This window comes from Candidatus Nitrotoga sp. M5 (assembly GCF_927904885.1).
Taxonomy (GTDB): Bacteria; Pseudomonadota; Gammaproteobacteria; order Burkholderiales; family Gallionellaceae; genus Nitrotoga.
Map to the genome: position 1 here is coordinate 59,147 of NZ_CAKMNW010000023.1, position 23,648 is coordinate 82,794.

Genomic DNA, 23,648 nt, shown 5'->3' on the forward strand with positions numbered 1-23,648 from the left:
ATTTTACAGTTATTTGAAAATAAATGACTTTTTGATAATTATAAATTCATGTAACCTTTTGATTAACTGGAAATCAAGTAATGTCACAAATCAATTTCAACAACTAACTGCGACATAGCCTTTAAATTTGGTAGATTCGCCGTAATTAAATCGACGCATAGTCAGTGTCATGGCTCAGGCTGTGAACTGATTCAAGGGCACGTAGTCTTTGATGTAATTCGGGATGAGCGCGCGGTATTGTTTGGGCACGGCTTTGAAATCTCGGGTCGAAAAAAACGGGTTGGTCGCGAGGTCGGTGTATTCCTCGTTCTCGATGATGTTACGCAGCGCCTCGCTGGTAGCGTAGGCTTTGAAGTAATTCTTGAGCGCGGGCATGGCCTCTGCTTCCTGTGGTTTGTAGTCGGCGACAAATTTCGAGAATTCTTCTTCCAGCAGTTCGTCTTTGGATTTGAAGCGCGGGATCATGCCGAATATCTTTTCAAGAATTTCACGCAGCCCAAGGCGGCGATCCACGGCTGCGGCTTTGCGCAGCTTGTCGAGATTGTAATACTCGGCAGGCTTGTCGAAGACTTCACGGTTGACGTAATCGATCACCTTATCCCACTGTCCTGCCTCGACGGCTGCAGCTATAGTGGCATCCTCGAGTACAGCGTCCTCGAATTTCTCGTAAAACATGCGGTCTATTTTCATGCCCTCGGCAGTAATTTGTTCAACTTTGAGCGAGTCGACGATATCGCCGCCGAGGTGTTCGTAGCTTTCTATTTCGCTGATCTCACCACCGCCCGTGTCCTCGCTGCCCTTACCTTTGAGTTTTGGCAGCTTGAGGATTTCGTCGTAATTAAATTCCTCCTCGAAGTATTCGCAGTTGGCGAAAAAGTCGAACAGCTTGTAGGAGGTCTTGCACACATCCTCGATGCTTTCCTTGTGATCTTTATCGTGCAGCTCTTCGAGGAAATTGTGCTTGCGCGTGCCACGCCCTTTGATCTGAATGAAATCGGTGGGTGAGAAGATGGGCCGGAACAAACCCAGATTGAGCAGGTCAGGGCAATCGTAGCCCGTGGTCATCATGCCGACCGTGACACAGATACGCGCCTTGCTGGTTTTGTAGGCAGGCAGGAAGTTGCCCGAACCGAGCAGCTTGTTGTTGGTGAAGTTGATGGTGAATTGCTGGGCATCGGTAATTTGCGAGGTGACTTGCACGGCAAAATCGGACTGGTATTTGCCGGGGAACATCACGTCCGCCATCAGGTTCAAAATTTGCGTCAGTTTGGCGGCATGATGCTGACTCACGGCAAAGATAATGGATTTGCCGACTTCGCCGCTGATGGGGTCGCGGTGCGCGTGTTCCAGAAATGTTTTGCAGAAAAGCTGGTTGGTGGCATCGGAGAAAAAGCGCTTCTCAAATTCGCGTTGACTGAACGTTTCTTTCTGGTCTTCGCCCTGATCATCCTTGAAGTCGACGACAAACCCATCTTCCGACAGTAGCTGTGTGGTAACTTCGCTGCGTGCATCCACGACTGTCGGATTGATCAGGTAGCCGTCCTTTACGCCATCGAGCAGGGAATAGCGGTAAGTGGGCTGGCCATCTTCGCAGCCGAAAGTGCGGTAGGTGTCGAGCAATAAACGGCGCTCTAGTTCGCGCGGGTCTTTTGTGTTGGGTTTCGTTTTATCGAATTTCTTCAGGTAGTCACGCGGTGTGGCGGTAAGGCCAAGTTTGTAGCCGATAAAGTAATCGAAGACGGCGCGGGCATTGCCGCCAATCGAACGATGGGCTTCATCGGAGATAACCAGATCAAAATCGGTCGGCGAGAAGAGTTGCTGATATTTGTTGTTGAACAGCAGCGACTGGACAGTGGTGACCACGATCTCGGCGTGTCGCCAGTCGTCGCGATTATCTTTGTAGATGACAGTTTTGTAATCGTTGGCGAGTCCCTTTTTGAAAGCTTTCCAGGCTTGCTCCTCCAGTTCCAGACGATCCACGAGGAAGAGCACGCGCTGCGCATTGTCGGTGCGCAAGAAGAGTTTGATAACAGCGGCAGCGGTAAGCGTCTTGCCCGTGCCTGTAGCCATTTCGAAGAGAAATCGCTCTTTACCGGCTTTGATGGCGCGTTGCAGCGCGGTTATGGCTTTCTTTTGATAGGGACGGAGGAAACGCAGGCTGTTGGCGGCGATGAAGCCATCGCGCTCTGCTTCGTTTTTCCATGCAGCTTCGGCTGCATAGCCGGGACGCTGCGTAAGTGCAACATAATCGTCGCAAACCGTTTCTTCGATCAGGCGCTCGAGGTCGGGAGCGGTTTTCTGATAACCCATCACCGATGCGGGTGACGGGAAGTTGGTGATTAAGTAGGGGTTGCCGCGCTCCAGATCCCAGAAGTAATGCAGGTTGCCGTTAGAAAGAATGACAAAGCGGCAGTTCTGGGCGGTGGCATATTTGCGCGCCTGTTCTTTGCCATCGAGCGGATTTTTGTCTTCTGACTTGGCTTCGAGAACGATGAAGGGAAAACCTTTTTCGTTAAGCAAAAGGAAATCAATAAATCCCTTGGAGGATTTCTCAAAATTTTCACCGAAGGCATCAAGGTCTGGTGTCTTGATCGTGACGCCGGGTTCAAGCTGGATATTTGCGGGTAATTTACCTACGGCGAAAAAGCGCCAGCCAGCCGCTTCGAGCAGCTTGTTGATCTTGATGCGGGCTGTGGCTTCTTTGTTTGCCATTCGGATTTAGTATCACTGCAGTTGCACAAGAGCCTATGTAATCACCAGGCTGTTTAAGTTACTCGGCAAACCAAACAGATTGAATTCTTAATATATGTTTTAAGGTTACCTGTCAGAATGAGCAATAGTAATATGGATTGATGATCAAGTGAGTCTTGAGAGGGAAATACTTGACTGTCTTTTTTGGAGTGAGTCGGAAGTTTATGCGCACCATCGGATAGACACGAATGGACTGCGTAAAGCAATAAAGCCTGATCTTACAGAAGCTGCAGTGGATTATATGAACTAGAGAGGGATGGTAAAAAACAGGAAGGTGGAGCGGGCGATGGGAATCGAACCCACGGCGCTAGCTTGGGAAGCTAGGGTATTACCATTATACGACGCCCGCATGTAAAATGGATGCTACCTCACACGACCAAAACTTGAAAGTGATATCAATCTCAATTAACGGCGAAGTTCGCCAATTCGATAATTCTATTTCCGTCGCTACGCTCCTCGAACAGATGCAACTGACGGGCAAGCGTATTGCGCTGGAGCGCAATGGTGAAATCTTGCCGCGCGGACAATTCAACCAACAACTGCTGGCAGATGGCGACCAACTTGAAATTGTGGTCGCCGTCGGTGGCGGTTAATTTCGGAACACATTTAATGAACAAAGACACACTGCTCATCGCGGGCAAAAGCTATAACTCGCGCTTGTTAATCGGCACCGGCAAATACAAAGACTTTGCCGAAACACAGGCGGCGGTGGAGGCCAGCGGCGCTGAGATCATCACCATTGCCATTCGTCGCAGCAACATCGGGCAAAATCCGAACGAGCCGAATTTGCTGGACGTTCTTCCGCCATCGAAATATACCCTGCTACCCAACACGGCGGGGTGTTACAGCGCAGACGACGCCGTGCGTACTCTGCGGCTCGCACGCGAGCTGCTGAACGGGCATAGTCTGGTCAAGCTTGAAGTGCTGGGTGATCCGCAATCACTTTATCCGAATGTAGTGGAGACCCTCGCTGCCGCAAAAACCCTGGTGGCGGATGGCTTTCAAGTGATGGTGTATACCTCGGATGATCCCATCATTGCTAAGCAACTGGAAGATATCGGCTGTGTCGCCATTATGCCGCTGGCTTCGCTGATCGGCTCCGGCATGGGTATCCTCAATCCGTGGAATTTGGAGCTCATCATGGATCGCGTGCAGGTACCCGTTATTGTAGATGCAGGAGTGGGCACTGCTTCAGACGCTGCCATCGCCATGGAGCTCGGTTGTCATGGTGTATTAATGAATACCGCCATTGCTGCCGCACAGCAGCCGGTATTGATGGCCTCTGCCATGAAGTTGGCCGTGGATGCTGGCCGCATGGCCTTTCTGGCCGGGCGCATGCCAAAGAAGCTGTATAGCGCTTCGCCCAGCTCACCTACCAGTGGATTAATAAGTTGATACCGCAGCGCTCCCCGCACATTCGCAGTTATGTGCTGCGTCAAGGGCGTACCTCAAATGGGCAACAGCGTTGCCTCGACGAGCTCCTGCCGATTTATGGCATCCCCTACCTTGCTCAACCGCTGGATTTGGAAAATAGCTTTGGCAGAGCTGCGACTAAAATCCTTGAGATCGGCTTCGGCATGGGCGAGACCACTGCTGCCATTGCCGAGTCACATCCGCAAAATGATTATCTTGCCATTGAGGTACACACGCCGGGTGTAGGTTGTTTGCTCAAACAGATTGAAACGTTGGGATTGAAAAATATTCGTATCATCCAGCATGATGCAGTTGAAGTGCTGCGTGACATGCTGGCCGATAACGTGCTGGACGGTGTCCATATTTTTTTCCCCGACCCTTGGCACAAGGCGCGCCACAACAAGCGTCGCCTGATTCAGTCTGCGTTTGTGGCTCAACTGGTGAAGAAAATCAAACCGGGTGGGTATATCCATGTTGCTACTGATTGGCAGAATTATGCTGAACAGGTACTTGAAGTATTGAGCAGCGAAAAATTACTGGAAAATACTGTGGCTGATTATGCGCCGCGCCCGGCGTATCGCCCGCTTACTAAATTTGAACAACGCGGGCTGCGTCTGGGTCATGGCGTTTGGGATTTGGTGTTCAAGAAGCGCTAACCCGGATAATCCATTAGGCAATTTAACCAGCCTCCCCCTTTGAAAAAGGGGAGAGCTTGCGAGGGGGCAAAGGGGGATTTTTGTGTCCCTGCAATGCTCAAATCCCCCCTAGCCCCCCTTTTTCAGAGGGGGGAAATGCGAAGTCATCGCGCGAATCAGGTCTAATGGATTATCTTGGTTTAATAAAAATCCCTGGGCTGGCAATTCCACAAAATCTTACTTGCGCAAAAAAACCTGCAGTAAATCATTCAAAAAACGCCGTCCCAACGCGGTCGGTGCGATGCGTTGCAGGTCACGCTCAAGCAGGCCGCGTTGCTCGGCCTCCTCCAATTCGCGGCGGATCAGCAGCAAAGACAAGCTGGTGCGCTCGGCAAATAGCGTATCAGCAAAACCTTGATTCAAACGCAACGCATTCATCATGAATTCAAACGGTAAATCCTCGCGCTTCACAGACTCTTCGGACTGCACCGGCAAATCCTGCGTGACCTGTTTCAGATAGGCCTGCGGTTGTTTATAACGAACTTGTCGCAGCACCTTGTCCGGAAAACTCAGCTTGCTGTGCGCGCCTGCGCCTATGCCCAGATAATCACCAAATTGCCAGTAATTCAGGTTATGACGTGACTGTTTTTTGGGTTGTGCAAAAGCCGAAGTTTCGTAATGTTGATAGCCATGCTTACTAAGTATTTGTTCAATATCCTGCTGCATGGCACTACACAAATCATCGTCCGGCAAGGCGGGTGGATAACGGTGGAAAAGTGTATTTGGTTCCAGGGTGAGGTTGTAGCAGGACAAATGTTGCGGTGCAAATTCCAGCGCGGCATGCACATCCTGCAACGCTTCCGCCTGCGTTTGCTGCGGCAAGCCGTACATTAAATCCAGATTAATGTTGTCAAAATGATGCTGTGCGATTTCTACCGCCCGCCGCGCCTCGGACGCATCGTGGATACGCCCCAGCGCCTTAAGATGAGTATCGTTAAAACTCTGAATACCGAGCGATAGCCGATTGATGCCTGCATCACGAAAGCCGGCAAACTTGCTTGCCTCTACTGTGCCTGGATTGGCTTCCAGCGTAATTTCCGCGCCATGATCCAGCGGCAACAACATACGTACTGAAGTGAGAATTTTATCCATCGCCTGAGCAGAAAGCAGGCTGGGCGTGCCGCCACCGATGAATACGGTGTATACCTTGCGTCCCCATATTTGCGGCAGAGCCAGCTCCAGATCGCGCACTAACGCAGCCACATATTCCTGCTCTGGCAGAGACTCGCGCACCTCATGCGAATTAAAATCACAATAAGGACATTTACGCACACACCACGGAATATGGATGTACAAAGACAATGGCGGTAAAGCTTTAAAACTGACCGTTTGCGTGGTGGAGTTGAGTGGGTGTGAAAGTTGAATATTCATGGGTGCGATTGTACCAACGGAGAGCAGAAAATATGGAACAGTCAACTTTTGCAGCAGGGTGTTGCTGGGGCGGCGAAGCCGCATTTCGGCAGACGCCAAACGTGCATGAAACGAGCGTTAGATAGACTGGCGTCAATACGGTCAATCCAACTTATCCGGAAGTATGCACTGGCACCACTGGCCACGCCGAGGATTACCGCCAACAGCATCTGGAAAAATGCGGATAAGTACTGCCATTAGAAATGACAGCGCGAACGACTCCGCCTGCTACTGCGCGCGGCTTAAATAACTGAGAGCTTCCCGCAACGCCAGCATTCTCAAGGCTCCTCTAGTCGGAGCTTTTGTAGCAGAATCTCCAATGCCTGCGCACGGTGGCTGATCTGTGCTTTGTCGTCACGGCTTAATTCTGCACTCATCTTGTTGAGCTGCGGCAACCAGAACAGCGGGTCGTAACCAAACCCTTCTTCCCCGAGCATCTGCTGAGCAATTTCGCCATGCCATTCGCCTTCTGCAATCAGTGGCTGCGGATCATCAGCATGTCGCACCAGCACGAGTACACAATAATAATGCGCTCGCCGGTCCTCCATGCCGTTCATCGCTTGCAATAACTTTTCATTGTTACGTGAATCTGATTTCGGATCGCCCGCATAACGCGCAGACTGCACACCTGGTGCGCCGTTCAAAGCATCGACGCATATTCCAGAGTCATCCGCCAATGCGGGCAGGCCACTGATACGGCTGACCTGACGCGCCTTGGCCAGCGCGTTCTCAATGAAAGTGCCGTGAGGCTCTTCAGCCTCTTCAATGCCAAGTTGCGCCTGCGTAAGTATCTCAATGGGGAGTGACGCAAGCGTTAACTGCAACTCGCGTAACTTGCCCGGATTGTTGGAGGCGATAACTAGCTTATGCATGGTGAGCTACTTCCCCAGCGCCGTGCGCTGTATCTCAATTAATTTTGTGATGCCAGACTGCGCTAAATCGAGCATGGCATCCATCTCAACACGGCTGAAAGCATGGCCCTCTGCCGTACCCTGCACCTCTATAAAATGGCCCGCACTGGTCATCACCACATTCATATCGGTATCACATGCAGCATCTTCGGCGTAATCAAGATCAAGCACTGGCATACCTTGATACATACCCACCGAAATTGCAGCGACGAAATCGCGTAATGCGCTCTCTTGAATTAACCCTTGCTTAATCAATCCACTAACGGCATCGTGCAAGGCGACAAAAGCACCAGTAATACTGGCAGTACGCGTGCCGCCATCAGCCTGAATCACGTCGCAATCGACTTGGATGGTGCGCTCGCCCAATAGTTTCAAATCCACTACAGAACGCAAACTGCGTCCGATCAAACGCTGGATTTCCTGCGTCCGTCCAGACTGTTTGCCCTTGGCCGCTTCGCGCGCCATGCGGCTTCCGGTAGAGCGTGGCAACATGCCATATTCCGCCGTAACCCACCCTTCACCAGAGCCCTTTTTATGTGGCGGCACACGTTCTTCCACACTTGCGGTGCAAATTACTTTCGTGTCGCCGCATTCGATTAACACCGAACCCTCGGCATGCTTGGTGTAATGACGTGTGATGAAAATGGAACGAAGCTGATCTGATTGCCGCTGGCTGGGACGCATAACATAATCCTGTAAATAAAATGGCACGCATTATAACTTGCGCCACCGCAGTCATCAGAATTAGTCCCGCGCGACTACTGCAGATGCGTTTTAAACGGTATATATCAAAATTCACACCATGCAATCATCATATAATGCACACGCTGTAGCCCAAGTCATATTTCAAAAAAATGCGTTGCAAGACATAAATAAATCATGGCCTTGATTAACGTTGGAACTGGATTGGGCAATTATTCAAACTATATTATCTGGAGTCCCAATGATTTTTAGCATGACCGGTTTTGCCACTGCCGCAACAGAACTCGACAGCGGATCGCTTGCAGTGGAACTGCGTGCAGTCAATCACCGTTACTTAGACCTCCAGTTACGTATGCCAGACGAGCTACGTATGCTGGAGCCCATGTTGCGCGAGATCCTCGCAGCGAAACTGACGCGCGGCAAAGTGGAATGCCGTATTGGTTTCGCCTCACGACCCTCCGTACAAAATCCGGCCCAGCTCAATCAGCCTCTGGTACAACAGCTGGCACAATGGAACGACGAAGTGCAGACCATCTTGCCAAAAGCAGATGGCTTGAGTGTCGCCGATGTATTGCGTTGGAATGGCGTGCTGCTAAGCGCCGCTCTGCCGACCGACACACTGCAAACCGTGGTGCCCGAACTACTGAATCAAGTGCTGAACGAATTCACCGCAGCACGTGGCCGCGAAGGCGACAAATTACAAGACTTTCTGTTACAGCGCATAGAGCAAATCGAAACTTTATGCACCCTGGTCGCACCGCGCATCCCAACAGCAATTGCGGCATATGAAGAAAAACTGGCCGCGCGTTTACGCTTAGCGCTGCAAGCAGGCGATGATGAACGCGTGCGGCAGGAAATTACCTTGTTCGCCAGCAAAATTGATGTGGATGAAGAATTGTCGCGTCTGCAAACGCACTTGGTAGAAATGAAGCGAGTGCTAGCCAAAGGTGGGGCAGTGGGCAAGCGTCTGGATTTTCTGATGCAGGAACTACACCGCGAGGCGAACACGCTAGGCTCAAAGTCCGTCGATGCAGAAGTATCGCGTGCATCCATGGAAATGAAGCTACTGATTGAACAGATGCGTGAGCAGATACAGAACTTGGAGTAGTGTTTTGTTTTGTGTTGTTGCACGTCAGGAGATGTATCTAAAGCTGCCGTTAGTTGAACTGGGAAAATGAAGATGGTGTATGACAAAAATGAAATGGTGTATTTACAACTCAAATTCGGGTGTGATGCAGGTTTTGCATTCAATTAAAACAGTGAATTATCAAATAAGCGCCAGTTTGTGCACCTAACAGGGGCCTTTATCGGCATTTTTTCGGGTTTCTACTTTACGTTAGCCTTCAAATCCGAATCGAGAGGAGAATATGGATATATCTAGCATTACCGCAATCACTACTGCGCTTAAGGGCGCTTTAGACATTACTAAAGGAATAGCCTCTTTACACAATCACGCAGAGCTTTCGGCACTCTCTATAGAATTAAACTCGAAGCTAATTGAAGCTCAGCAAGCCATCTTCGCAGTTAACGATGAGCGCCAAAGGCTTATAGATAAAGTTAGAGAGCTGGAAGATCAAATTGCACAGTCTAGTGAATGGGAATCTGAAAAGACACGATATCAATTAATGTCGCCATGGCCTGGACAACCGGTTTCCGTTTACCACCTAAAGAAATCACACGCAAATGGAGATGAGCCTCATTGGCTCTGCCCAAACTGTTTTCAACAAAAAAGTAAATCAGTCTTGAATACTAACCAAAAAAAGGGTGAAAGAGTCCATTTTGTATGTTCTGTTTGTAATGCATCAATTAATACCGGATGGAACGGTATTGGTGCCCCGCAGTATGCCGAAGATATTGGCGAGAATGAAGGCTAACAAGTGGTTCGTTGGGACGCTGCACCGCTTCGCGCCTTGCGCTCCACAACCTGAGCGTTAGGCATCTCAATCACCGACCATGCAGCCACTCTGCCAAATTTGCTGCAACCCGAAGCGGCGCATTCGCTTCCATACCGAACAATTGGCAATCTGCCAATGGTGCGTGACCGAACTGTCGAGCTCGGAGATATCTCCGGCGACGATTGTTGGTGAGCGACGCAGTTCAGCGACTTCCCGGCACACGGAGTCCACCGAGAGAGAGTTTGCCTGCCTTCGCGGCCTCCGGACAACGCCACCACAACTGCCCGCCGCTGCGCTTGATGCCGTCAATGCGTACGCAGAGGGAGCAGTGAGACGCGGCGAAGGCATCTTCCAGTCGATTTACAGATCGATGGTTGACGATACAAGGCGTCGTGAAGAAATAGCAAACGTTGTAGCACGTCGCAGAGACGAAGTGCTAGCTGTGTACCGCGAGGCGATCGCAAATCACGCGCTCAAACAACAAGAGATTGACGCCAAGATTCGTGCAGCCGAATCGAGTGTGACTCGAATTCCCGCGATTGTCGAACAAGAGATTCAGCAACTTCTAGATGACGCCAAAAGTGACAAACCAACAAAGTCTAAAGAGATAAGGCTCATCCGAGCATTCTTGGTTGGCCTGATCAATTTTGAACGAACCGCGCTGGCAAGACCCGAGCCGCTCGAATACGAAGTACAGAAAAGGAAAATTCGCGCTCGCGACAGCTATCGGTGTGTTTGTTGCCTACGCGGCTTCGCCCAGGGGGAACTTCACGTTCACCATGTTCTACCGCTGTCTCGCTGTGGTACCAACGCTGACTCCAATCTTGCTACTTTGTGCCATCCGTGCCACAACAAGCAGCATCCAGACTTCCAGGTCACTCGGTCATTTCCAATTAAGCGCAGGCCTGCAACGTCCCGGTTCGTGGCAGTTGACGTAGAAACTACGGGACTATCCAATGATGATTCGATTATCGAAATTGCCGCAGTGAAGTTCGCTGATGGCGAGGTTGATGAGATCTTCTGTTCGCTGGTTCGCAGCAAGAAGGTCATCCCGGCGGCGATTACTCGACTGACCGGAATCACTCAGTCCATGATCTCGGAAGCTCCCCATCCTGAGTTAGTTATTCGAGACTTCGTGGCATTCATATCCAGTCATCGGCTGGTGTTCCACAATGCATCATCCGACATGCGATTCATTGGAAGATACTTGAAATACTTTAACTATCCTACGCCGAGTCGAATACTCGATACACTGCCCATCGCCCGACGAAAATTACCTGAACTGTCTAGCCATCGCTTGGCAACTCTTGTAGAACACCTTGGACTACCAGCTGCCCGTTCTCACCGCGCTCAAGATGACAGCCTTGCGACCGGGCATTTATATTTGGCGTTACGCGAAATTCCCACTCCTCGAGTCAAGAAGAAGCGACGAAAGTCAACAGTAACTAATTCGAAGCAGCCAAAGGGCACATCCACCGGGCACAGAGATGCCTAACCCTTCCATCGAGCGGACATCCAACGGCAGGGCACACTGGCTCGCTCCGTCAAGGTCGGTGGCGCCGTTGGCTGCCGCTCATGTCAAACGTTAGCCCACATGAAACTCGCCTGCCCAGCTTTCGAGCAAGAGTTCGCCCAATATCGTGAGCACTTGAGAAAGGAAATTCATTGTTTCCGAGACAGCGTTTCGGTTCTTCGACAGATCTCCGATCACAAATATGATCACTTACACGAGATCAATCTTGCACCAGGTTTCTTTCATGTAACGGAAGAGGCTCTTTTTAACATTGTCATCTTGTGGGCACATAAGCTCTTTGACGAAAAAGGCGAAAGGGGCCTCTTTCATTTTTTAACGTTTATCGAATACAACAGAGAGTGGCTTTCAGTTAAGGAACTACAACGCCGAAGGTCATACTCTGACGATTATTGGATGCTCAAAGATCGCAAACCAATCACTTTGGATTCAATAAATTCCGATCGCGAAAAAATTAGATCACTCGTTGTCTTGCCAAGCATTAAGCTTCGCCGAGACAAGTTTCATGGCCACTTTGATAGGCAATATTTCGACGATAGGTCGCGTTTACAAAGTGAGGCTGAAATCACTTGGGGTGATATTGAGGCCGCAGGGGATGTGATGGGCTCAGTACTCAATGACTACTCTTCCGATTTCGATGGTTCGTTCTTTTCGTGGAGTGCACCGGACGACCTTGGGAGATTACTCAACACCGCTCAGCGTGGTGCTACAAATGCAAATACGGGCTAACTGATTAAGGTTAGATTGTGATCGCGAAGCGAGCCGCAATCTGAACCGTTTGTTGGACAAGCCCGGCGAGGCTGCTGTGAATCTGCTTGTTATGGAAATATCTCTCTGATCGTAGCGGCGCCGTCGGGTTCTGTTCCGCGTGAAACTCCAACTTCCACCGCAAATAGTTACCATTCCAGCAACCTCTTCTGCTCAACCTGCCATTCTTGATGGAATAAAGGGGTCGAATAAAGTGGTCAAAGCCGAATGCCACTAAATTATGGGGCTTCAGCATAGCTAAAACAATAAGTTAAGTCAGCATTGACGCGGATTTAACAATAGTCAAATCATGCTAAAAAGGCTTAACTTAGTGGCATTCGGGTCAAAGTCATTTAAATAATGTTTGGTTGCTATCCTTCTCGTCATTTTGGAGTAGACAGCCCAACAACTCACTCACGCTTGGCTAGGTGGCAGGTACGAATACCCTTGTCATTTATCAGTCGCCGCGAGCCTCCGGCCTTATGTGACTTACGTTAAATCGTTACGTTGGTAACGCATCAGTTGATTCACCTCCTGTTATGTTGGGCTTCATTTTATTCAGCCGAACCTACCGAGCTGGCAACGGCGGTTCCGTGAAAACCAAATTCGTGATGAAAATGATTTTGCCCGCCATGTCGATTACATTCATTTCAACCCGGTTAAACATGGGCATGTACAACGTGCGGTTGATTGGCCTCATTCTCTTTGCCATGTGCGTGATGGAAAATATGCGTATGACTTGGCTTTTGCGATGGAAAGTGCGGTGCTGAAGGGTATGATTGACGCTGCCTGAAGAGTGCGCTAGCGCACAGAATAACTTGCCAAATTCGTCCATCGTTCAATAAGTATCGAGCCTGATTTGTTCTTTGTGAATCTTACAATTATGAATTCGCTTATTATTTAGCACTATTGATTGCAACCGACTTTTTTAAAATTAATTTTTAAGGAGATAATTGATGATGAAAGCCCAGCTAATTTTTCACAGATTATTTCTCATGACTGTCGTAATGTTCTCATTAACTACAGCTAGTAGCCATGCCGCTGAATCCGCGGAAGACTTGAACAAAGAGGCTACTCAAGCACTTCAAAGTTTAATCAAGTCCAATCCTGTTGCAGCAGATTTTTCAAAAATGGCGAAGGCCGTATTAGTGTTCCCCAAAATTGTCAAAGCCGGACTTGTATTTGGAGGGAGCTATGGTGAAGGGGTCTTAATGAAAAATGGCTCTGTTGCAGGATATTATAATTCGGTAGGAGTATCTTGGGGTTTGCAGGCAGGTGCACAATCGTATGGTTACGTTTTGTTTCTCATGAACGATAAGGCCATAAATTATCTAGAGAAATCGAAGGGCTGGGAAGTGGGTGTAGGACCGTCTGTAGTTGTGATGAATGAAGGAGTCGCTAAGAATGTTTCCACAACAACATTAAAAGATGACGCCTATGCTTTCATATTTGACATGCAGGGACTCATGGCGAGCGTAAGCATTGAAGGTACAAAAATTCCCCATATCAAGCGTTGAATTGCATTGCAAGATATTGAGAAATAACAATTTACCCCTCAGAAAAAATGGCTATGAATGGTTAAAACAGATTTGCCGAAGCCATATAGGGTGAGCATGTATGTGTGGCCACGTGGATTCGACATTTCACCGCTATGTGCGTGATGGGATATGATTGACGCTGTTTGCGTGGGCACAAAGACGTGCCCACGCTACTTGACTCCTCCGCCCTATTTTGCCAATGATAAAAAACGTTAGGCATGCACATGTTGAGAGCTTTTCTTTCTGCAACTGGAGCCTTGATACTCGGCATCGTTGTTTACTACGTAGTCATCGGTTTTGTGTGCAATGAGTTCGTCATGTTCTTGGGCTGGTGTATCCCGCTAATTGGCGCTGCCGTGGCAGCATTCCTTGCGCCACGTAACAAGTTTAAAGTTGGCGCTACTACCTTTATTCCGGCCATCCTCGTCGTGAGTATTGGAGGTTACATTGCAGGAACGTTTGGTTTCGGAGACTTTATTGGCATCGAGAGTACTTTCTTCGCTATGTTGCTTTCTGCCCCATTCATCGCACTGGCATCAGGGTGTGGCGCTCTGCTGGGAGAATGGGTGTCGAAAGGGGGAGCAAATACCTAACGGAACTAAGAGGTCAAAGCTGAATGCCACTAAGTTAAGTGGGTTTCAGCCGAACCTACCGATCTGGCAACGGCGATTCTGGGAACACCAAATTCGAGATGAAAATGATTTTGCCCGCCATGTTGACTACATTTCATTTCCACCTGGTTAAACACGGGCATGTACAACGTGCGGTTGATTGGCCTCATTCGACATTTCACCGCTAAGCAAACTGCGTGGGCACAAAACCGTGTCCACCCTACTTAATTCATAGACGCGGAGAACAGCATTCGCCACCCGTAGGTGTGGAAGCAATCAGGTGGTCACTGCACCTCCGCCAATGTTTCGCCTATACCCGTCGCCGCCTCAACTCCACCATCGCCAGTAAGCCCAGCAATACCCCAGTCATTGCCCAGAATGCTGTACTCCCACTCGGGATAGCATGCGGTGTTGTGGTCGTTACTTGGCAGTTAATTTTGCCACCGTCTATCACTGGTGATGCATTGTCAGCAGTCGCTCTTGCTGCGATATTTTCATAGTTGCCACATTGGTTATGGGACGTGGTGGTGCTAACTTTGAGCGTTTTTACTACACCCACACCGATATCGCCAAAATTGCAGGTTAGCAGGTTGTTACCGTCAACAGAGCAGGCTCCGCTGTCGGGTTGTTCGCTTACAATCCAGGGAGTCGCCGCGGGAGCGGGAAGTTGGTCACTGAGAGTCGCATTGATCGCCGCTTGCGAGCCGGTATTTTCTACTGTGATGGTGAACTCGGCATCATCATTGGCGGTGATAGTGCCGTTGTCGGGTGTCTTAGCGATGATGAGTACAGCGTTTCCTGTGGGAGGTAAATAGACACCAAAGTCGATGGTCAGGTTGCTGTTAATGTCCTGCTCACCCAGATTGCCATACCCATCCGGGCCATCAGCCGGATTCCCACTGACAGTTTCGGACACGGGCTGGGTACTGTAAGTCAGTGCTATCACCCCACTTTTTATTCCAGCAGTAGTTGGAGCGTCATCAAAGCCATTGTCGTTCGAGTCAGTGTCGCTATTGTCCTGGAACCCAGCCCCGAGAGCATCACTGCTTAAGTAGCCTGCCAATAACCCTGCCGGGAGAAAGTTCAGGAGGTCTACTCTAACCACATAGTCGCCCTGAGGCAGACCTTCGAACAGGTAATAACCGTTGCTTGTTACGGTTTGGTACGGCGTACCTGGATTGGCAGGATCATCAACAGGTGTGGCGCCGTCTGCCTGATAAAGGCTGAGTAAGGTCCCGTCATTCACCGGGCTCTCGCTAGCACTCTCATACAGGCCGTTATTATTGGTATCAACCCACACAAAGTTGCCAATGCTCATGGGAATATAGAAACCAAAGTCGATGCTAAGGTCGCTGTTGCTGGGCTGAATGTTGTTGCCGCCATCTCCGATTCCCGGCTCCAAACCAGTCGATTCATCGTCTCGCTCATTACTTGTCACGAGCGATACTTGAGGGCTGATGACACCATAGCTTGCACTTGCCGTACCGTTGCTGTTGCCGTCGTCGCCGGACGCTGGATAGACGGCTTCCACGCCTGTGGTATTGTCAATATTGAAGCGGGTGGGCAGATGAAATTCTAGTGCGCCACCGCTGCCGAAATTCTCTGGCGGTAATACAACAACGTAATTCCCGGGGAATATTATTCCGCCGAGCCCATCTCCATCGTCCGTTGCCGACGCGGCGTCAGTATCCAGGAGATCGAACAGGTAGTAGCCTGAACTGGAGAAAATGTCTCGAGCGATTGGCTGCCCCACGGGTTTTCCATCGTTGCCGGCATTATAGAGAAGTACAGTGACGCCGCCGATCCCGGGGTTCCCGGGTGCTGCCGGATTGTCGTCACCGGGAGTGTCGAGAAGGCCGTTGTGGTTGGAGTCAAACCAGATCCGATTTCCGATGCTCATAGCAGGTGCATAGAGACCGAAATCGATCGTCATATCGCCATCGGGTTCGGTTGCGCCAGTTAGCTGGATAACGTTACTAACAATACCGTTATTCTGCGGCAGGTTTTCGTCAATACCGTTATCGTTATTGTCTTGTTGATTATCCAACAGGTAAGTGGCTTCAGTCGCACCGCCACTTTCACTGCTGGAAAAGGGCGAACCGAGCCCATCGACCAATACGCCGCCTGGACCAAAGTTTGATGGCGCAATACGAACAATGTAATCACCGTCAGATAAATCATCAAAGAGATAGTATCCGGCGTCACCGCTGGTGAGATCGTTGCTGGTTGTGGTTACCAGATAAGGTGTATCGGATGAAGGGTCAATACCTGCGCCTGTATCCAGGAAGAGCTCAACGACGACCCCATTAAGCCCAATTTCCCCACTATCAAGTAAGGCATTATTGTTGGTATCAAACCAGACGCGGTTGCCAAGACTCGATAATGGCGCCGCCACAGCAGTAGAGCCGACGGATAATGGCGCCGCCACAGTGGCAGAGCTGGCGATAGCTAAATAAAGAATTAAGATCGCAGAAAAGGCATTTATCGGGTTCCCCGATTTCTTCGGGTGGTATCCATGTTCCATTGGTATCGACCTTGTTAGCGTAGGGGTATAGGAAAAATAAACCACTTTTTCCATGAGTTTTGAAGGTACGGAAAGCTGGCTCAGTTGTCAAACACGGTGAAAATCATTCGCAAAATGACCAAAAATCGTGGTGTAAACCCATGTGAATTTGTTCTTTCGTCATTGATGCATGGGTATAGTCGCCTGAGCATTTACAGGTTACTTCTAAAAACCCAATCTTCGGCACAATACGGCGTTACTTGAAAAAAATGATCACTTGCATGTCAAATATATGCTGTGTTCAATTTCTTACTTGCGCCTTGTCTTGCCTGGCTACGGGGTAAATAAGCAGTAAGCTGCGAAGCGGCTGCTCGTAAACTTGAATTTTCAGAGGCGCCGTATATGGGTCATATTTATCCATTTTCAAGTACTTGAAATTGTATGTTCGTGTCTACAAATTGTGGAGTATGGCAATCCTGCCTGCATTAACCCGTTGAAAGGAGACATCATGCATTATCGAGGTATTTTTCCCCGCGATCTGTTCGCGGAACTGGAGCGGTTGCAGCGTGATTATGACGGCTCCCCTAGTATTCGCGGTGCGGCTCCAGGCTATCCGGCCATGAACGTTGGCACAACACCGAAGTCGGTTGAAGTGTATGCCTTTGCGCCTGGCATGACACCGGAGGAATTTGATGTGCAAGTCGAGAATGGCGTGCTGACCATCAGTGGCGAGCGCAAAGACATAGTGCCGCCCGAGGGAGCGACCAGACATATTGGCGAACATTTCACCGGGCGTTTCCGACGTGTCGTATCGCTGCCGGACGACATCGAGCTGAATTCGACTACAGCCAGTTATCGTGATGGCGTGCTACACATCTGCGTGGCGCGCAGGGAAGCTGCCCAATCGCGCCGGATTTCGGTTCAATGAGAAAGGAGAAAGCCATGAGCGAGAAAGTTGTTAAACGTGAAAATGCGAGTGAAGAGAATGCAGCCATGCGCCCTGCAGTGCAGGTAGTCGAAGATGCAACCGGCATTACACTGTATGCCGACTTACCTGGCGTACCAAAAGAAAAGTTGTCCATCCATGTGGAAGGCGACAATCTAATTATGGAAGGCGAGCTGGAAATAAATTCCCCGCCGAACATGGAGGCGATCCACGCTGAAGTGGATCTGTCGCGTTACCGCCGTGCATTCACTCTGTCGCGGGAACTTGATGGAGACAAGGTAACGGCAGGATTCCGACATGGCGTGCTGGAATTACGCATTCCGAAGGCCGAGCATGCCCAGCCGCGCCGGATCGAAGTGCAGGCTACCTGAATTTCATCACCCGGCGGTGGGTTTACTCCACTGCCGGATATCGACAAGGAGGTTTATCATGTAAATTGAAAGAATTATAGAGAATAGGGGGCTGGTGGAATACCTTGGCAGAGGGCCAGCCCCAGTTACAGTGTAAGTTCACCGATCAAAAGTCATCCGCATTTTAACGGCTTGCCCCATAGCATCAGGCTGCGTCAGCCTATCAAGATTTTGTTGCGCTACTCCGCGTTTTAACGATATCGACAGGGTTCAGATACACCTCGCGCATTTTGTCGTAGAGCGGGATAGTCGTGCCGTTGAGGCGGTTCTGCATCAGCGCATCGAGATCGACATCTGCGACCACTACCTGTTCCATGTTGGTCACGCCTTCCGCTGCAATGCCATCGCGCGAAAACGGAAAATCAGACGGCGTCATGATACAAGCTTGACCGTAATGCATCCCCAGACCTTCCACCGCTAGGTTGCCCACGGTGCTGGTCATCGCAACGTAGACCTGGTTCTCAATGGCGCGCGCATGGGCGCAGTAGCGTACGCGCCAGTAACCCTGGCGGTCGTCAGTGGATGACGGCACGAATAGAATATCCGCGCCCGCCTCGCACACCATCCTGGACAATTCTGGGAACTCGATGTCATAGCAGATCAGGATACTGACCGCGCCATATTCAGTTTGAAAAAGGTGCAGCTTGCTCCCCGCCGAGGTATCCCATTTTTCGCGCTCCCAGCGAGTGCGGTGGATTTTGTCCTGCATGAACATCTCGCCCTGCGGTGAGAACATGAACGAGGTGTTGTAGAGCAGGCCGTCACGCAGGTTGGGGTGGCTGCCGGCGATCAGGTAAAACCCGTATTTTCTGGCCATTTCGATCATCAGATCCTGATAGCGCGGGGTGAAGTCGTGCATGCGCCGTACAGCGGCCTTGATATCGGTATCCGCATCCATGAATGACAGCAGCTGGCTGGTAAAAATCTCCGGCAGCATCACAAAGTTCGGCTTGTATTCTGCGGCTGCCTTGAGCATGAAGCGAACCTGATTTTCAAAACCGTCCCAGTCTTTGATTGAGCGGAGTAGATATTGTACGGCGGCGATGCGGACTTTCACGGGGCTTTTCCTTGCATGATGAGACTAGGCTTCTTTGCATTGTAACGCGGGTTGAGCCACACGATCAGGGCGGCATAACCATGGCTCTCCTGATCTTCCGGTATGTAGCCGACAACGATACCGCAGTATTGAAATCCCTCGCGCAACTGGAAGCTGAGCACCGGATCCTGAAGATCGCCCCACACAACCTTCTGCGCATAGAGTTCGGCGGGCATCTGGTCTGCATAAAGATGGTAGCCCGGCAGACGACCGCAGGCCAATATTCGTTTCAGGTTAAGCCGACGGCACAGACGCCGGCGCTCGTTATACAGTGCATGCCCTATCCCCGCACCGCGCTTGTGCGGATGTACGAACACTTCGGCTGCATACAGCGTACGACCCTCGGGATTGTGGGTGTTGAAGCTGCCACGGGCGGTGATCTCTTTCCAGGTATGTTCCACCTGCCATTCATCCCACAGCACCACGAACGAACTCGACGCGCCAACCAACTCACCATTGATCTCGGCGATGAACTGCCCCTGAGGAAACACTTCCAGCTGATTCAGCAGCAGATCCTCACGCCAGGGCGGGATAGTCGGATAGACGTGCTTTTGCAACTCGATCAACGGAATTACATCTTCATGGGTGGTATTGCGAATAACGACTTTCCTGCTCATACTGAATTATGATCCGTGTGATTTAACCAATGGCAAGTTTACGCTTTTTTAAATCCAATTGCCCCCAGATTCGCATCGCTTTGCGTGTGACAAAATTTGGATTTTCAGGGGTGCTCTTCACTGTTAGCGGCCCACCAAATCGCATCACATAAACTCAAACAGGAGGTCAAAATCACTTACAGTCTTTGTCGACTTATCTAGATCTGCGTAGTACGCTATACAACAATTTCTATCTGGTCAGTTTTAGCCCAGCATTGCTGGTCAATCCGAAGCCAGCGCCAACAAAAACGAACACACTTTTACCTATATGCCAGTCAAAATATGAACCAAACTACAGAAACTTTAATAAATGCGACTATTAATGGAAAAGCTATAAGCGCTCCAGAGTATTTGTCAGTCATTCAGGCGTTATGGCATGCGGGCTATCCCAGGATAAAAAGCGTGGGTTGCCTTGAGGGTGTTTGCGGCACCTGCAGGGTATTGGTGCGCAGGCAAAACTCTCAAAACATAACCACTGAATTAGGTTGTCAGGTGCTGATTGAAGAAGGCATGCAGGTTAATTTCCTTGCTTTCCCAACGCCTGCTCAGCAGCATTACAAACTAGAAGATATCCGTAATTCATGGGAAGTACAGGACAATTTCCATACGATTTTTCCGGAAGCGGAAAATTGTCGGCATTGTGGTGGTTGCAATACAACTTGCCCCAAAGGGATCAATGTCGAAAGAGGCGTGATTCTTGCCGCCAAGGGACGTTTCAGAGAAGCCGGTGATCTTTTTACAGAATGTGTGCTGTGTGACCTTTGCCAAAGCGCATGCCCTGAAAATATTGCCCCGAATCATGTTGGCATTTTTTCTCGTCGAGTTACTGCTCACTTGCATACACGTCCATCTAATTTAATAAACAGGCTTGAGCGATTACGCAAGGGTGAGCTTAAAGTCGTCATCTGATGCAGAGATAAAAAATTATATGACTAATAATATTTCTTACCAGGAAGCATTAGCTAACTATGAGGCTGTCGCAGAAAGACCTTTGCCTGAAGTGAACTATGAAGGGTTGCTTGAAAAATATCACCCGGACTATTTCAAAGACGCGTGCGTTCAACTCAAGATTGGCCCGAACAAGGGCGATATTTGTCATATTCAATTAGCCGAGATGTTACAGGCTGATGCACGTATTGATGAGGCCGACCTTGCAGGTGCGCAAGTCATTGAAACAGACATATTGATCATTGGCGGTGGCGGTGCCGGATGTGCCGCCGCGCTCACCGCTGCAGAGACCGGCGCCCGTGTACTTATCGCAACTAAATTACGTTTAGGCGACAGTAATACCGTGATGGCTGAGGGGGGTGTGCAGGTTTCTATAGAAAAAGATGATACGCCACAGCAGCATTATGATGACACTTTGCGCAGTGCAGACAGGCCGGTAGATAAAAAACTTGTCGCTGAAATGGTAATGAGTGCGCCTGATGTTATTCGTTGGCTGATCCAGCAAGGCATGCAGTTTGATCTGGATGAATATGGTGATTTGCTTACCCGAAAGGCTGGTGGAACCACGGCTCCTCGAGTGGTCTATTTCAGGGATTACACCGGTCTTGAAATGATGCGGGTGCTAAAGGAGGCGGTGCGCAGCACTGAAATTGAGGTGCTGGATTATGTGCCTACAGTAGAGTTGTTGTCCGATGAGGATGGCCATTGCACAGGCGCTGTGCTGTCCTCTTTAGAGGACAATCGTTATAAGCTGGTAAAAGCCAAGTCGGTGATCATTGCCACGGGTGGAATAGGTCGTTTGCATTTGAATGGTTTTCCTACCTCAAACCACTTCGGCGCAACGGGTGATGGGCTGGTTTTAGCATACAGGCTAGGTGCGAAGCTGCGGGATCTTGATTCATTTCAGTATCATCCCTCTGGCCTGGCGTATCCGCAGCATTTATCAGGCACGTTAATTACCGAAGGCGTGAGATCTGCCGGTGCATACTTATTAAATGCTCAGGGAGAACGCTTTGTTGATGAGTTACAGCCGCGAGATAAAGTCGCTGCGGCAATCATGCGTGAATGTGCAGAAGGTCGGGGCGTAGATGCAGGGAATGGTATACAAGGCATCTGGATTGATACCCCTGGCTTAGAGCTTAAAAATCCTGGCATTTTTAATGCTCGATTTCCTAAATTAATTAAAATCGGCAAAAAGTCCGGCATAGACCCGCGTAAGCAACCCTTACTTATTTATCCAACACTTCATTATCAGAATGGTGGCGTTATCATTGACAAGCATGGACAAACAAATATTCCAGGCTTGTATTGTGTCGGTGAAGTGAGCGGCGGCATTCATGGACGTAACCGATTAATGGGTAATTCACTGCTGGAAATAATAAGTTTCGGTCGCAGAGCAGGCATCCATGCAGCCAAATACTCACCAAGAAAGCCCTTTAGAAAAATCTCTATTGAACATTTAAGTCGTTTGCGCAGAGAGTTGATGCTTGCCGATATGCCAATGGACTCAAAAGGTCCTATTTTATTTCCAGCTTATGCAAAGTTTGAAACAGATTCAGACTATTCCGGGCTACATAAAAATAAAAAGAGTAAATGATGGAAAATGTGCTTAATCAGGTTCTGTTGCACAAAAATAGCAGAGTGGGTGCAGACTATAACCTCTGGGCAAATGGCTGGGGTGGGCAAGGTTTAAAAAATGCCTTGGAGCGTCCTGCCGATATTATTTCCAAGATTAAAGACGCAGGTTTGCTTGGTCTTGGCGGCAGCGGCTTTCCCACACATATAAAATGGCAAGCCATTGCTGATCAGACAAATACCGAAAAATATTTAATATGTAATGGCAATGAAGATGAGCCAGGTACATTTAAAGATAGAGTGTTATTGGAAGAAACGCCGTTTCAGGTGATTGAAGGCGCAACAATTGTAGCGTTAGCTTGCGGTATAAATAATGTTGTTTTTTATATTAATCCTAACCTCAAATCCTGCCATGAAGTTATGCAAAGTGCCTTGGCAAAATGGCTAGATTCTGAAATTTACAATAATGCTTTACAGCAAGGCTTAAACCTAAAATACACAATAGTCGCCAGCAGTGGACACTATATTGCCGGAGAAGAAACAGCCGCCATTGAAGCAGTCGAAGGCAAGTTTCCTTTTCCAAGAGGTAAAGAAACGCGTCCGACTACTTCAGGTGTAAATGGCCGTCCTACCCTGATAAATAATATAGAAACCATATGTAACGTCCCGCATATTTTGCGTAACGGTGTGCAATGGTATCGAAATTTAGGCATAGGCGAAGCGAATGGCACAAAAATATATTGCTTGAGTGGTGATGTGCTTTCACCCGGTGTGTATGAATTGCCAATGGGCACACCTTTAACGGAGCTCATATTTAAATATGGGCAGGGTATGTTGGTAGGCAAGGAGCTGAAAGCAGTATTTACCGGCGGCCCATCAAATACCATTCTGACTGAAAAAGATCTGGATGTTAATCTGGATTTTAAATCTGTTTCAGAAAGACGTTCAGCTCTGGGTACAGGTGCAATGATTGTGGTATCACGTGGGACAGGTATTGTTAAACGGGTTGCGCAGTATGTTGATTTTTTTGCAGCAGAATCATGTGGCCAATGCCCCGCTTGTAAAACGGGTACATACTATATGTCTCAGTTGTTAGGTGAAATAGATACGGGACAAGGCTCAAAAGCCGATCTGGATAGCCTGGTTGATTTATGTAATATTTTACCAGGAGGCGGGCGCTGTCATTTATTGGATGGTGCTGTAAAAGTTGTAGATAGCTCGCTTTATCATTTTCTGGATGAATATAAAGAGTCATTAAATGACGACTTAAATTAGCCGTGAAATAACGCACAGAGCCACTCTCGTTTTTC

21 protein-coding genes and 1 tRNA gene are annotated in these 23,648 nt (G+C 49.3%); 14 read left to right on the forward strand and 8 right to left on the reverse strand.

Features of this window, described 5'->3' with window-relative positions; all coding sequences use genetic code 11:
* Nucleotides 1-174: 174 nt before the first annotated feature.
* On the reverse strand, nt 175-2,712 hold the full coding sequence (locus MJ770_RS06745) for a DEAD/DEAH box helicase family protein (protein ID WP_239250847.1): 2,538 nt from the start codon (nt 2,710-2,712) through the stop codon (nt 175-177).
* A gap of 314 nt (nt 2,713-3,026) precedes the next feature.
* Nucleotides 3,027-3,100: transfer RNA gene (locus MJ770_RS06750), tRNA-Gly, on the reverse strand.
* 7 nt (nt 3,101-3,107) lie between these two features.
* Here MJ770_RS06750 and thiS point away from each other — a divergent pair.
* The 3 genes from thiS to trmB are packed head-to-tail and all read left to right on the forward strand — an operon-like array spanning nt 3,108 to nt 4,820.
* Complete coding sequence (thiS, locus tag MJ770_RS06755) at nt 3,108-3,344, forward strand: sulfur carrier protein ThiS (protein WP_239250848.1); 237 nt, start codon at nt 3,108-3,110, stop codon at nt 3,342-3,344.
* Nucleotides 3,345-3,360: 16 nt separating this feature from the next.
* Nucleotides 3,361-4,146, forward strand: coding sequence for a thiazole synthase (locus tag MJ770_RS06760; RefSeq protein ID WP_239250849.1), 786 nt, complete (start codon nt 3,361-3,363; stop codon nt 4,144-4,146).
* A complete protein-coding gene (trmB, locus tag MJ770_RS06765) occupies nt 4,146-4,820 on the forward strand; it encodes a tRNA (guanosine(46)-N7)-methyltransferase TrmB (RefSeq protein WP_239250946.1) in 675 nt (224 codons plus the stop codon). Before MJ770_RS06760 ends, trmB begins: the two co-directional genes overlap by 1 nt.
* Nucleotides 4,821-5,036: 216 nt before the next feature.
* On the opposite strand, the gene hemW is transcribed toward trmB, so the two are convergent.
* From hemW to rph, 3 genes are all read right to left on the reverse strand, one after another.
* A complete protein-coding gene (gene hemW / locus MJ770_RS06770; protein ID WP_239250947.1) occupies nt 5,037-6,230 on the reverse strand; it encodes a radical SAM family heme chaperone HemW in 1,194 nt (397 codons plus the stop codon).
* A 317-nt stretch (nt 6,231-6,547) separates the two neighbouring features.
* Nucleotides 6,548-7,141 (reverse strand): RdgB/HAM1 family non-canonical purine NTP pyrophosphatase, encoded by a 594-nt coding sequence (gene rdgB / locus MJ770_RS06775; RefSeq protein ID WP_239250850.1) that lies wholly within the window; start codon nt 7,139-7,141, stop codon nt 6,548-6,550.
* Nucleotides 7,142-7,147: 6 nt separating this feature from the next.
* The gene (gene rph, locus MJ770_RS06780) at nt 7,148-7,864 is read right to left on the reverse strand and encodes a ribonuclease PH (protein ID WP_239250851.1); all 717 of its coding nucleotides are present in this window, start codon (nt 7,862-7,864) and stop codon (nt 7,148-7,150) included.
* Nucleotides 7,865-8,123: 259 nt separating this feature from the next.
* Between rph and MJ770_RS06785 the strand changes: the two genes are divergently transcribed.
* From MJ770_RS06785 to MJ770_RS06810, 6 genes are all read left to right on the forward strand, one after another.
* Nucleotides 8,124-8,990, forward strand: coding sequence for a YicC/YloC family endoribonuclease (locus tag MJ770_RS06785; RefSeq protein ID WP_239250852.1), 867 nt, complete (start codon nt 8,124-8,126; stop codon nt 8,988-8,990).
* A 259-nt stretch (nt 8,991-9,249) separates the two neighbouring features.
* Nucleotides 9,250-9,756 (forward strand): hypothetical protein, encoded by a 507-nt coding sequence (locus MJ770_RS06790; protein WP_239250853.1) that lies wholly within the window; start codon nt 9,250-9,252, stop codon nt 9,754-9,756.
* Nucleotides 9,757-9,835: 79 nt separating this feature from the next.
* On the forward strand, nt 9,836-11,272 hold the full coding sequence (locus MJ770_RS06795) for an exonuclease domain-containing protein (RefSeq protein WP_239250854.1): 1,437 nt from the start codon (nt 9,836-9,838) through the stop codon (nt 11,270-11,272).
* Between the two features lie 99 nt (nt 11,273-11,371).
* A complete protein-coding gene (locus tag MJ770_RS06800; protein WP_239250855.1) occupies nt 11,372-12,037 on the forward strand; it encodes an AbiU2 domain-containing protein in 666 nt (221 codons plus the stop codon).
* A 974-nt stretch (nt 12,038-13,011) separates the two neighbouring features.
* On the forward strand, nt 13,012-13,572 hold the full coding sequence (locus MJ770_RS06805) for a lipid-binding SYLF domain-containing protein (RefSeq protein ID WP_239250856.1): 561 nt from the start codon (nt 13,012-13,014) through the stop codon (nt 13,570-13,572).
* 245 nt (nt 13,573-13,817) lie between these two features.
* A complete protein-coding gene (locus tag MJ770_RS06810; protein WP_239250857.1) occupies nt 13,818-14,186 on the forward strand; it encodes a hypothetical protein in 369 nt (122 codons plus the stop codon).
* Nucleotides 14,187-14,514: 328 nt separating this feature from the next.
* On the opposite strand, the gene MJ770_RS06820 is transcribed toward MJ770_RS06810, so the two are convergent.
* Nucleotides 14,515-16,728, reverse strand: coding sequence for an SdrD B-like domain-containing protein (locus MJ770_RS06820; RefSeq protein WP_239250858.1), 2,214 nt, complete (start codon nt 16,726-16,728; stop codon nt 14,515-14,517).
* Nucleotides 16,729-17,215: 487 nt separating this feature from the next.
* Between MJ770_RS06820 and MJ770_RS06825 the strand changes: the two genes are divergently transcribed.
* Together MJ770_RS06825 and MJ770_RS06830 are read left to right on the forward strand one after the other, a co-directional pair.
* Nucleotides 17,216-17,635 carry an Hsp20/alpha crystallin family protein gene (locus MJ770_RS06825; RefSeq protein ID WP_239250859.1) on the forward strand — a complete coding sequence of 140 codons (420 nt, stop codon included), beginning with the start codon at nt 17,216-17,218 and terminating at the stop codon, nt 17,633-17,635.
* A 14-nt stretch (nt 17,636-17,649) separates the two neighbouring features.
* Entirely contained in the window at nt 17,650-18,024 is a 375-nt protein-coding gene (locus tag MJ770_RS06830) for an Hsp20/alpha crystallin family protein (RefSeq protein WP_239250860.1), read from the forward strand.
* A 202-nt stretch (nt 18,025-18,226) separates the two neighbouring features.
* Here MJ770_RS06830 and MJ770_RS06835 read toward each other — a convergent pair whose 3' ends face one another.
* Together MJ770_RS06835 and MJ770_RS06840 are read right to left on the reverse strand one after the other, a co-directional pair.
* Entirely contained in the window at nt 18,227-19,120 is an 894-nt protein-coding gene (locus tag MJ770_RS06835) for a carbon-nitrogen hydrolase family protein (protein WP_239250861.1), read from the reverse strand.
* Nucleotides 19,117-19,776, reverse strand: a complete 660-nt coding sequence (locus MJ770_RS06840; RefSeq protein WP_239250862.1) for a GNAT family N-acetyltransferase — start codon at nt 19,774-19,776, stop codon at nt 19,117-19,119. Before MJ770_RS06840 ends, MJ770_RS06835 begins: the two co-directional genes overlap by 4 nt.
* Before the next feature lie 321 nt (nt 19,777-20,097).
* Between MJ770_RS06840 and MJ770_RS06845 the strand changes: the two genes are divergently transcribed.
* The 3 genes from MJ770_RS06845 to MJ770_RS06855 are packed head-to-tail and all read left to right on the forward strand — an operon-like array spanning nt 20,098 to nt 23,613.
* A complete protein-coding gene (locus MJ770_RS06845; RefSeq protein ID WP_239250863.1) occupies nt 20,098-20,724 on the forward strand; it encodes a 2Fe-2S iron-sulfur cluster-binding protein in 627 nt (208 codons plus the stop codon).
* 19 nt (nt 20,725-20,743) lie between these two features.
* Nucleotides 20,744-22,360, forward strand: a complete 1,617-nt coding sequence (locus MJ770_RS06850) for an FAD-dependent oxidoreductase (RefSeq protein ID WP_239250864.1) — start codon at nt 20,744-20,746, stop codon at nt 22,358-22,360.
* Nucleotides 22,357-23,613 (forward strand): NADH-ubiquinone oxidoreductase-F iron-sulfur binding region domain-containing protein, encoded by a 1,257-nt coding sequence (locus MJ770_RS06855; RefSeq protein WP_239250865.1) that lies wholly within the window; start codon nt 22,357-22,359, stop codon nt 23,611-23,613. The genes MJ770_RS06850 and MJ770_RS06855 overlap by 4 nt, the downstream gene beginning before the upstream one ends.
* Nucleotides 23,614-23,648: the final 35 nt, after the last annotated feature.

Bases quoted from the DNA above. Each gene is read 5' to 3' on its own strand.
- MJ770_RS06745 (WP_239250847.1), bottom strand. From the start codon at position 2,712: ATGGCAAACAAAGAAGCCACAGCCCGCATCAAGATCAACAAGCTGCTC.
- thiS (WP_239250848.1), top strand. From the start codon at position 3,108: ATGGATGCTACCTCACACGACCAAAACTTGAAAGTGATATCAATCTCA.
- MJ770_RS06760 (WP_239250849.1), top strand. From the start codon at position 3,361: ATGAACAAAGACACACTGCTCATCGCGGGCAAAAGCTATAACTCGCGC.
- hemW (WP_239250947.1), bottom strand. From the start codon at position 6,230: ATGAATATTCAACTTTCACACCCACTCAACTCCACCACGCAAACGGTC.
- rdgB (WP_239250850.1), bottom strand. From the start codon at position 7,141: ATGCATAAGCTAGTTATCGCCTCCAACAATCCGGGCAAGTTACGCGAG.
- rph (WP_239250851.1), bottom strand. From the start codon at position 7,864: ATGCGTCCCAGCCAGCGGCAATCAGATCAGCTTCGTTCCATTTTCATC.
- MJ770_RS06785 (WP_239250852.1), top strand. From the start codon at position 8,124: ATGATTTTTAGCATGACCGGTTTTGCCACTGCCGCAACAGAACTCGAC.
- MJ770_RS06790 (WP_239250853.1), top strand. From the start codon at position 9,250: ATGGATATATCTAGCATTACCGCAATCACTACTGCGCTTAAGGGCGCT.
- MJ770_RS06795 (WP_239250854.1), top strand. From the start codon at position 9,836: ATGCAGCCACTCTGCCAAATTTGCTGCAACCCGAAGCGGCGCATTCGC.
- MJ770_RS06800 (WP_239250855.1), top strand. From the start codon at position 11,372: ATGAAACTCGCCTGCCCAGCTTTCGAGCAAGAGTTCGCCCAATATCGT.
- MJ770_RS06805 (WP_239250856.1), top strand. From the start codon at position 13,012: ATGATGAAAGCCCAGCTAATTTTTCACAGATTATTTCTCATGACTGTC.
- MJ770_RS06810 (WP_239250857.1), top strand. From the start codon at position 13,818: ATGTTGAGAGCTTTTCTTTCTGCAACTGGAGCCTTGATACTCGGCATC.
- MJ770_RS06820 (WP_239250858.1), bottom strand. From the start codon at position 16,728: ATGGAACATGGATACCACCCGAAGAAATCGGGGAACCCGATAAATGCC.
- MJ770_RS06825 (WP_239250859.1), top strand. From the start codon at position 17,216: ATGCATTATCGAGGTATTTTTCCCCGCGATCTGTTCGCGGAACTGGAG.
- MJ770_RS06830 (WP_239250860.1), top strand. From the start codon at position 17,650: ATGAGCGAGAAAGTTGTTAAACGTGAAAATGCGAGTGAAGAGAATGCA.
- MJ770_RS06840 (WP_239250862.1), bottom strand. From the start codon at position 19,776: ATGAGCAGGAAAGTCGTTATTCGCAATACCACCCATGAAGATGTAATT.
- MJ770_RS06845 (WP_239250863.1), top strand. From the start codon at position 20,098: ATGAACCAAACTACAGAAACTTTAATAAATGCGACTATTAATGGAAAA.
- MJ770_RS06850 (WP_239250864.1), top strand. From the start codon at position 20,744: ATGACTAATAATATTTCTTACCAGGAAGCATTAGCTAACTATGAGGCT.
- MJ770_RS06855 (WP_239250865.1), top strand. From the start codon at position 22,357: ATGATGGAAAATGTGCTTAATCAGGTTCTGTTGCACAAAAATAGCAGA.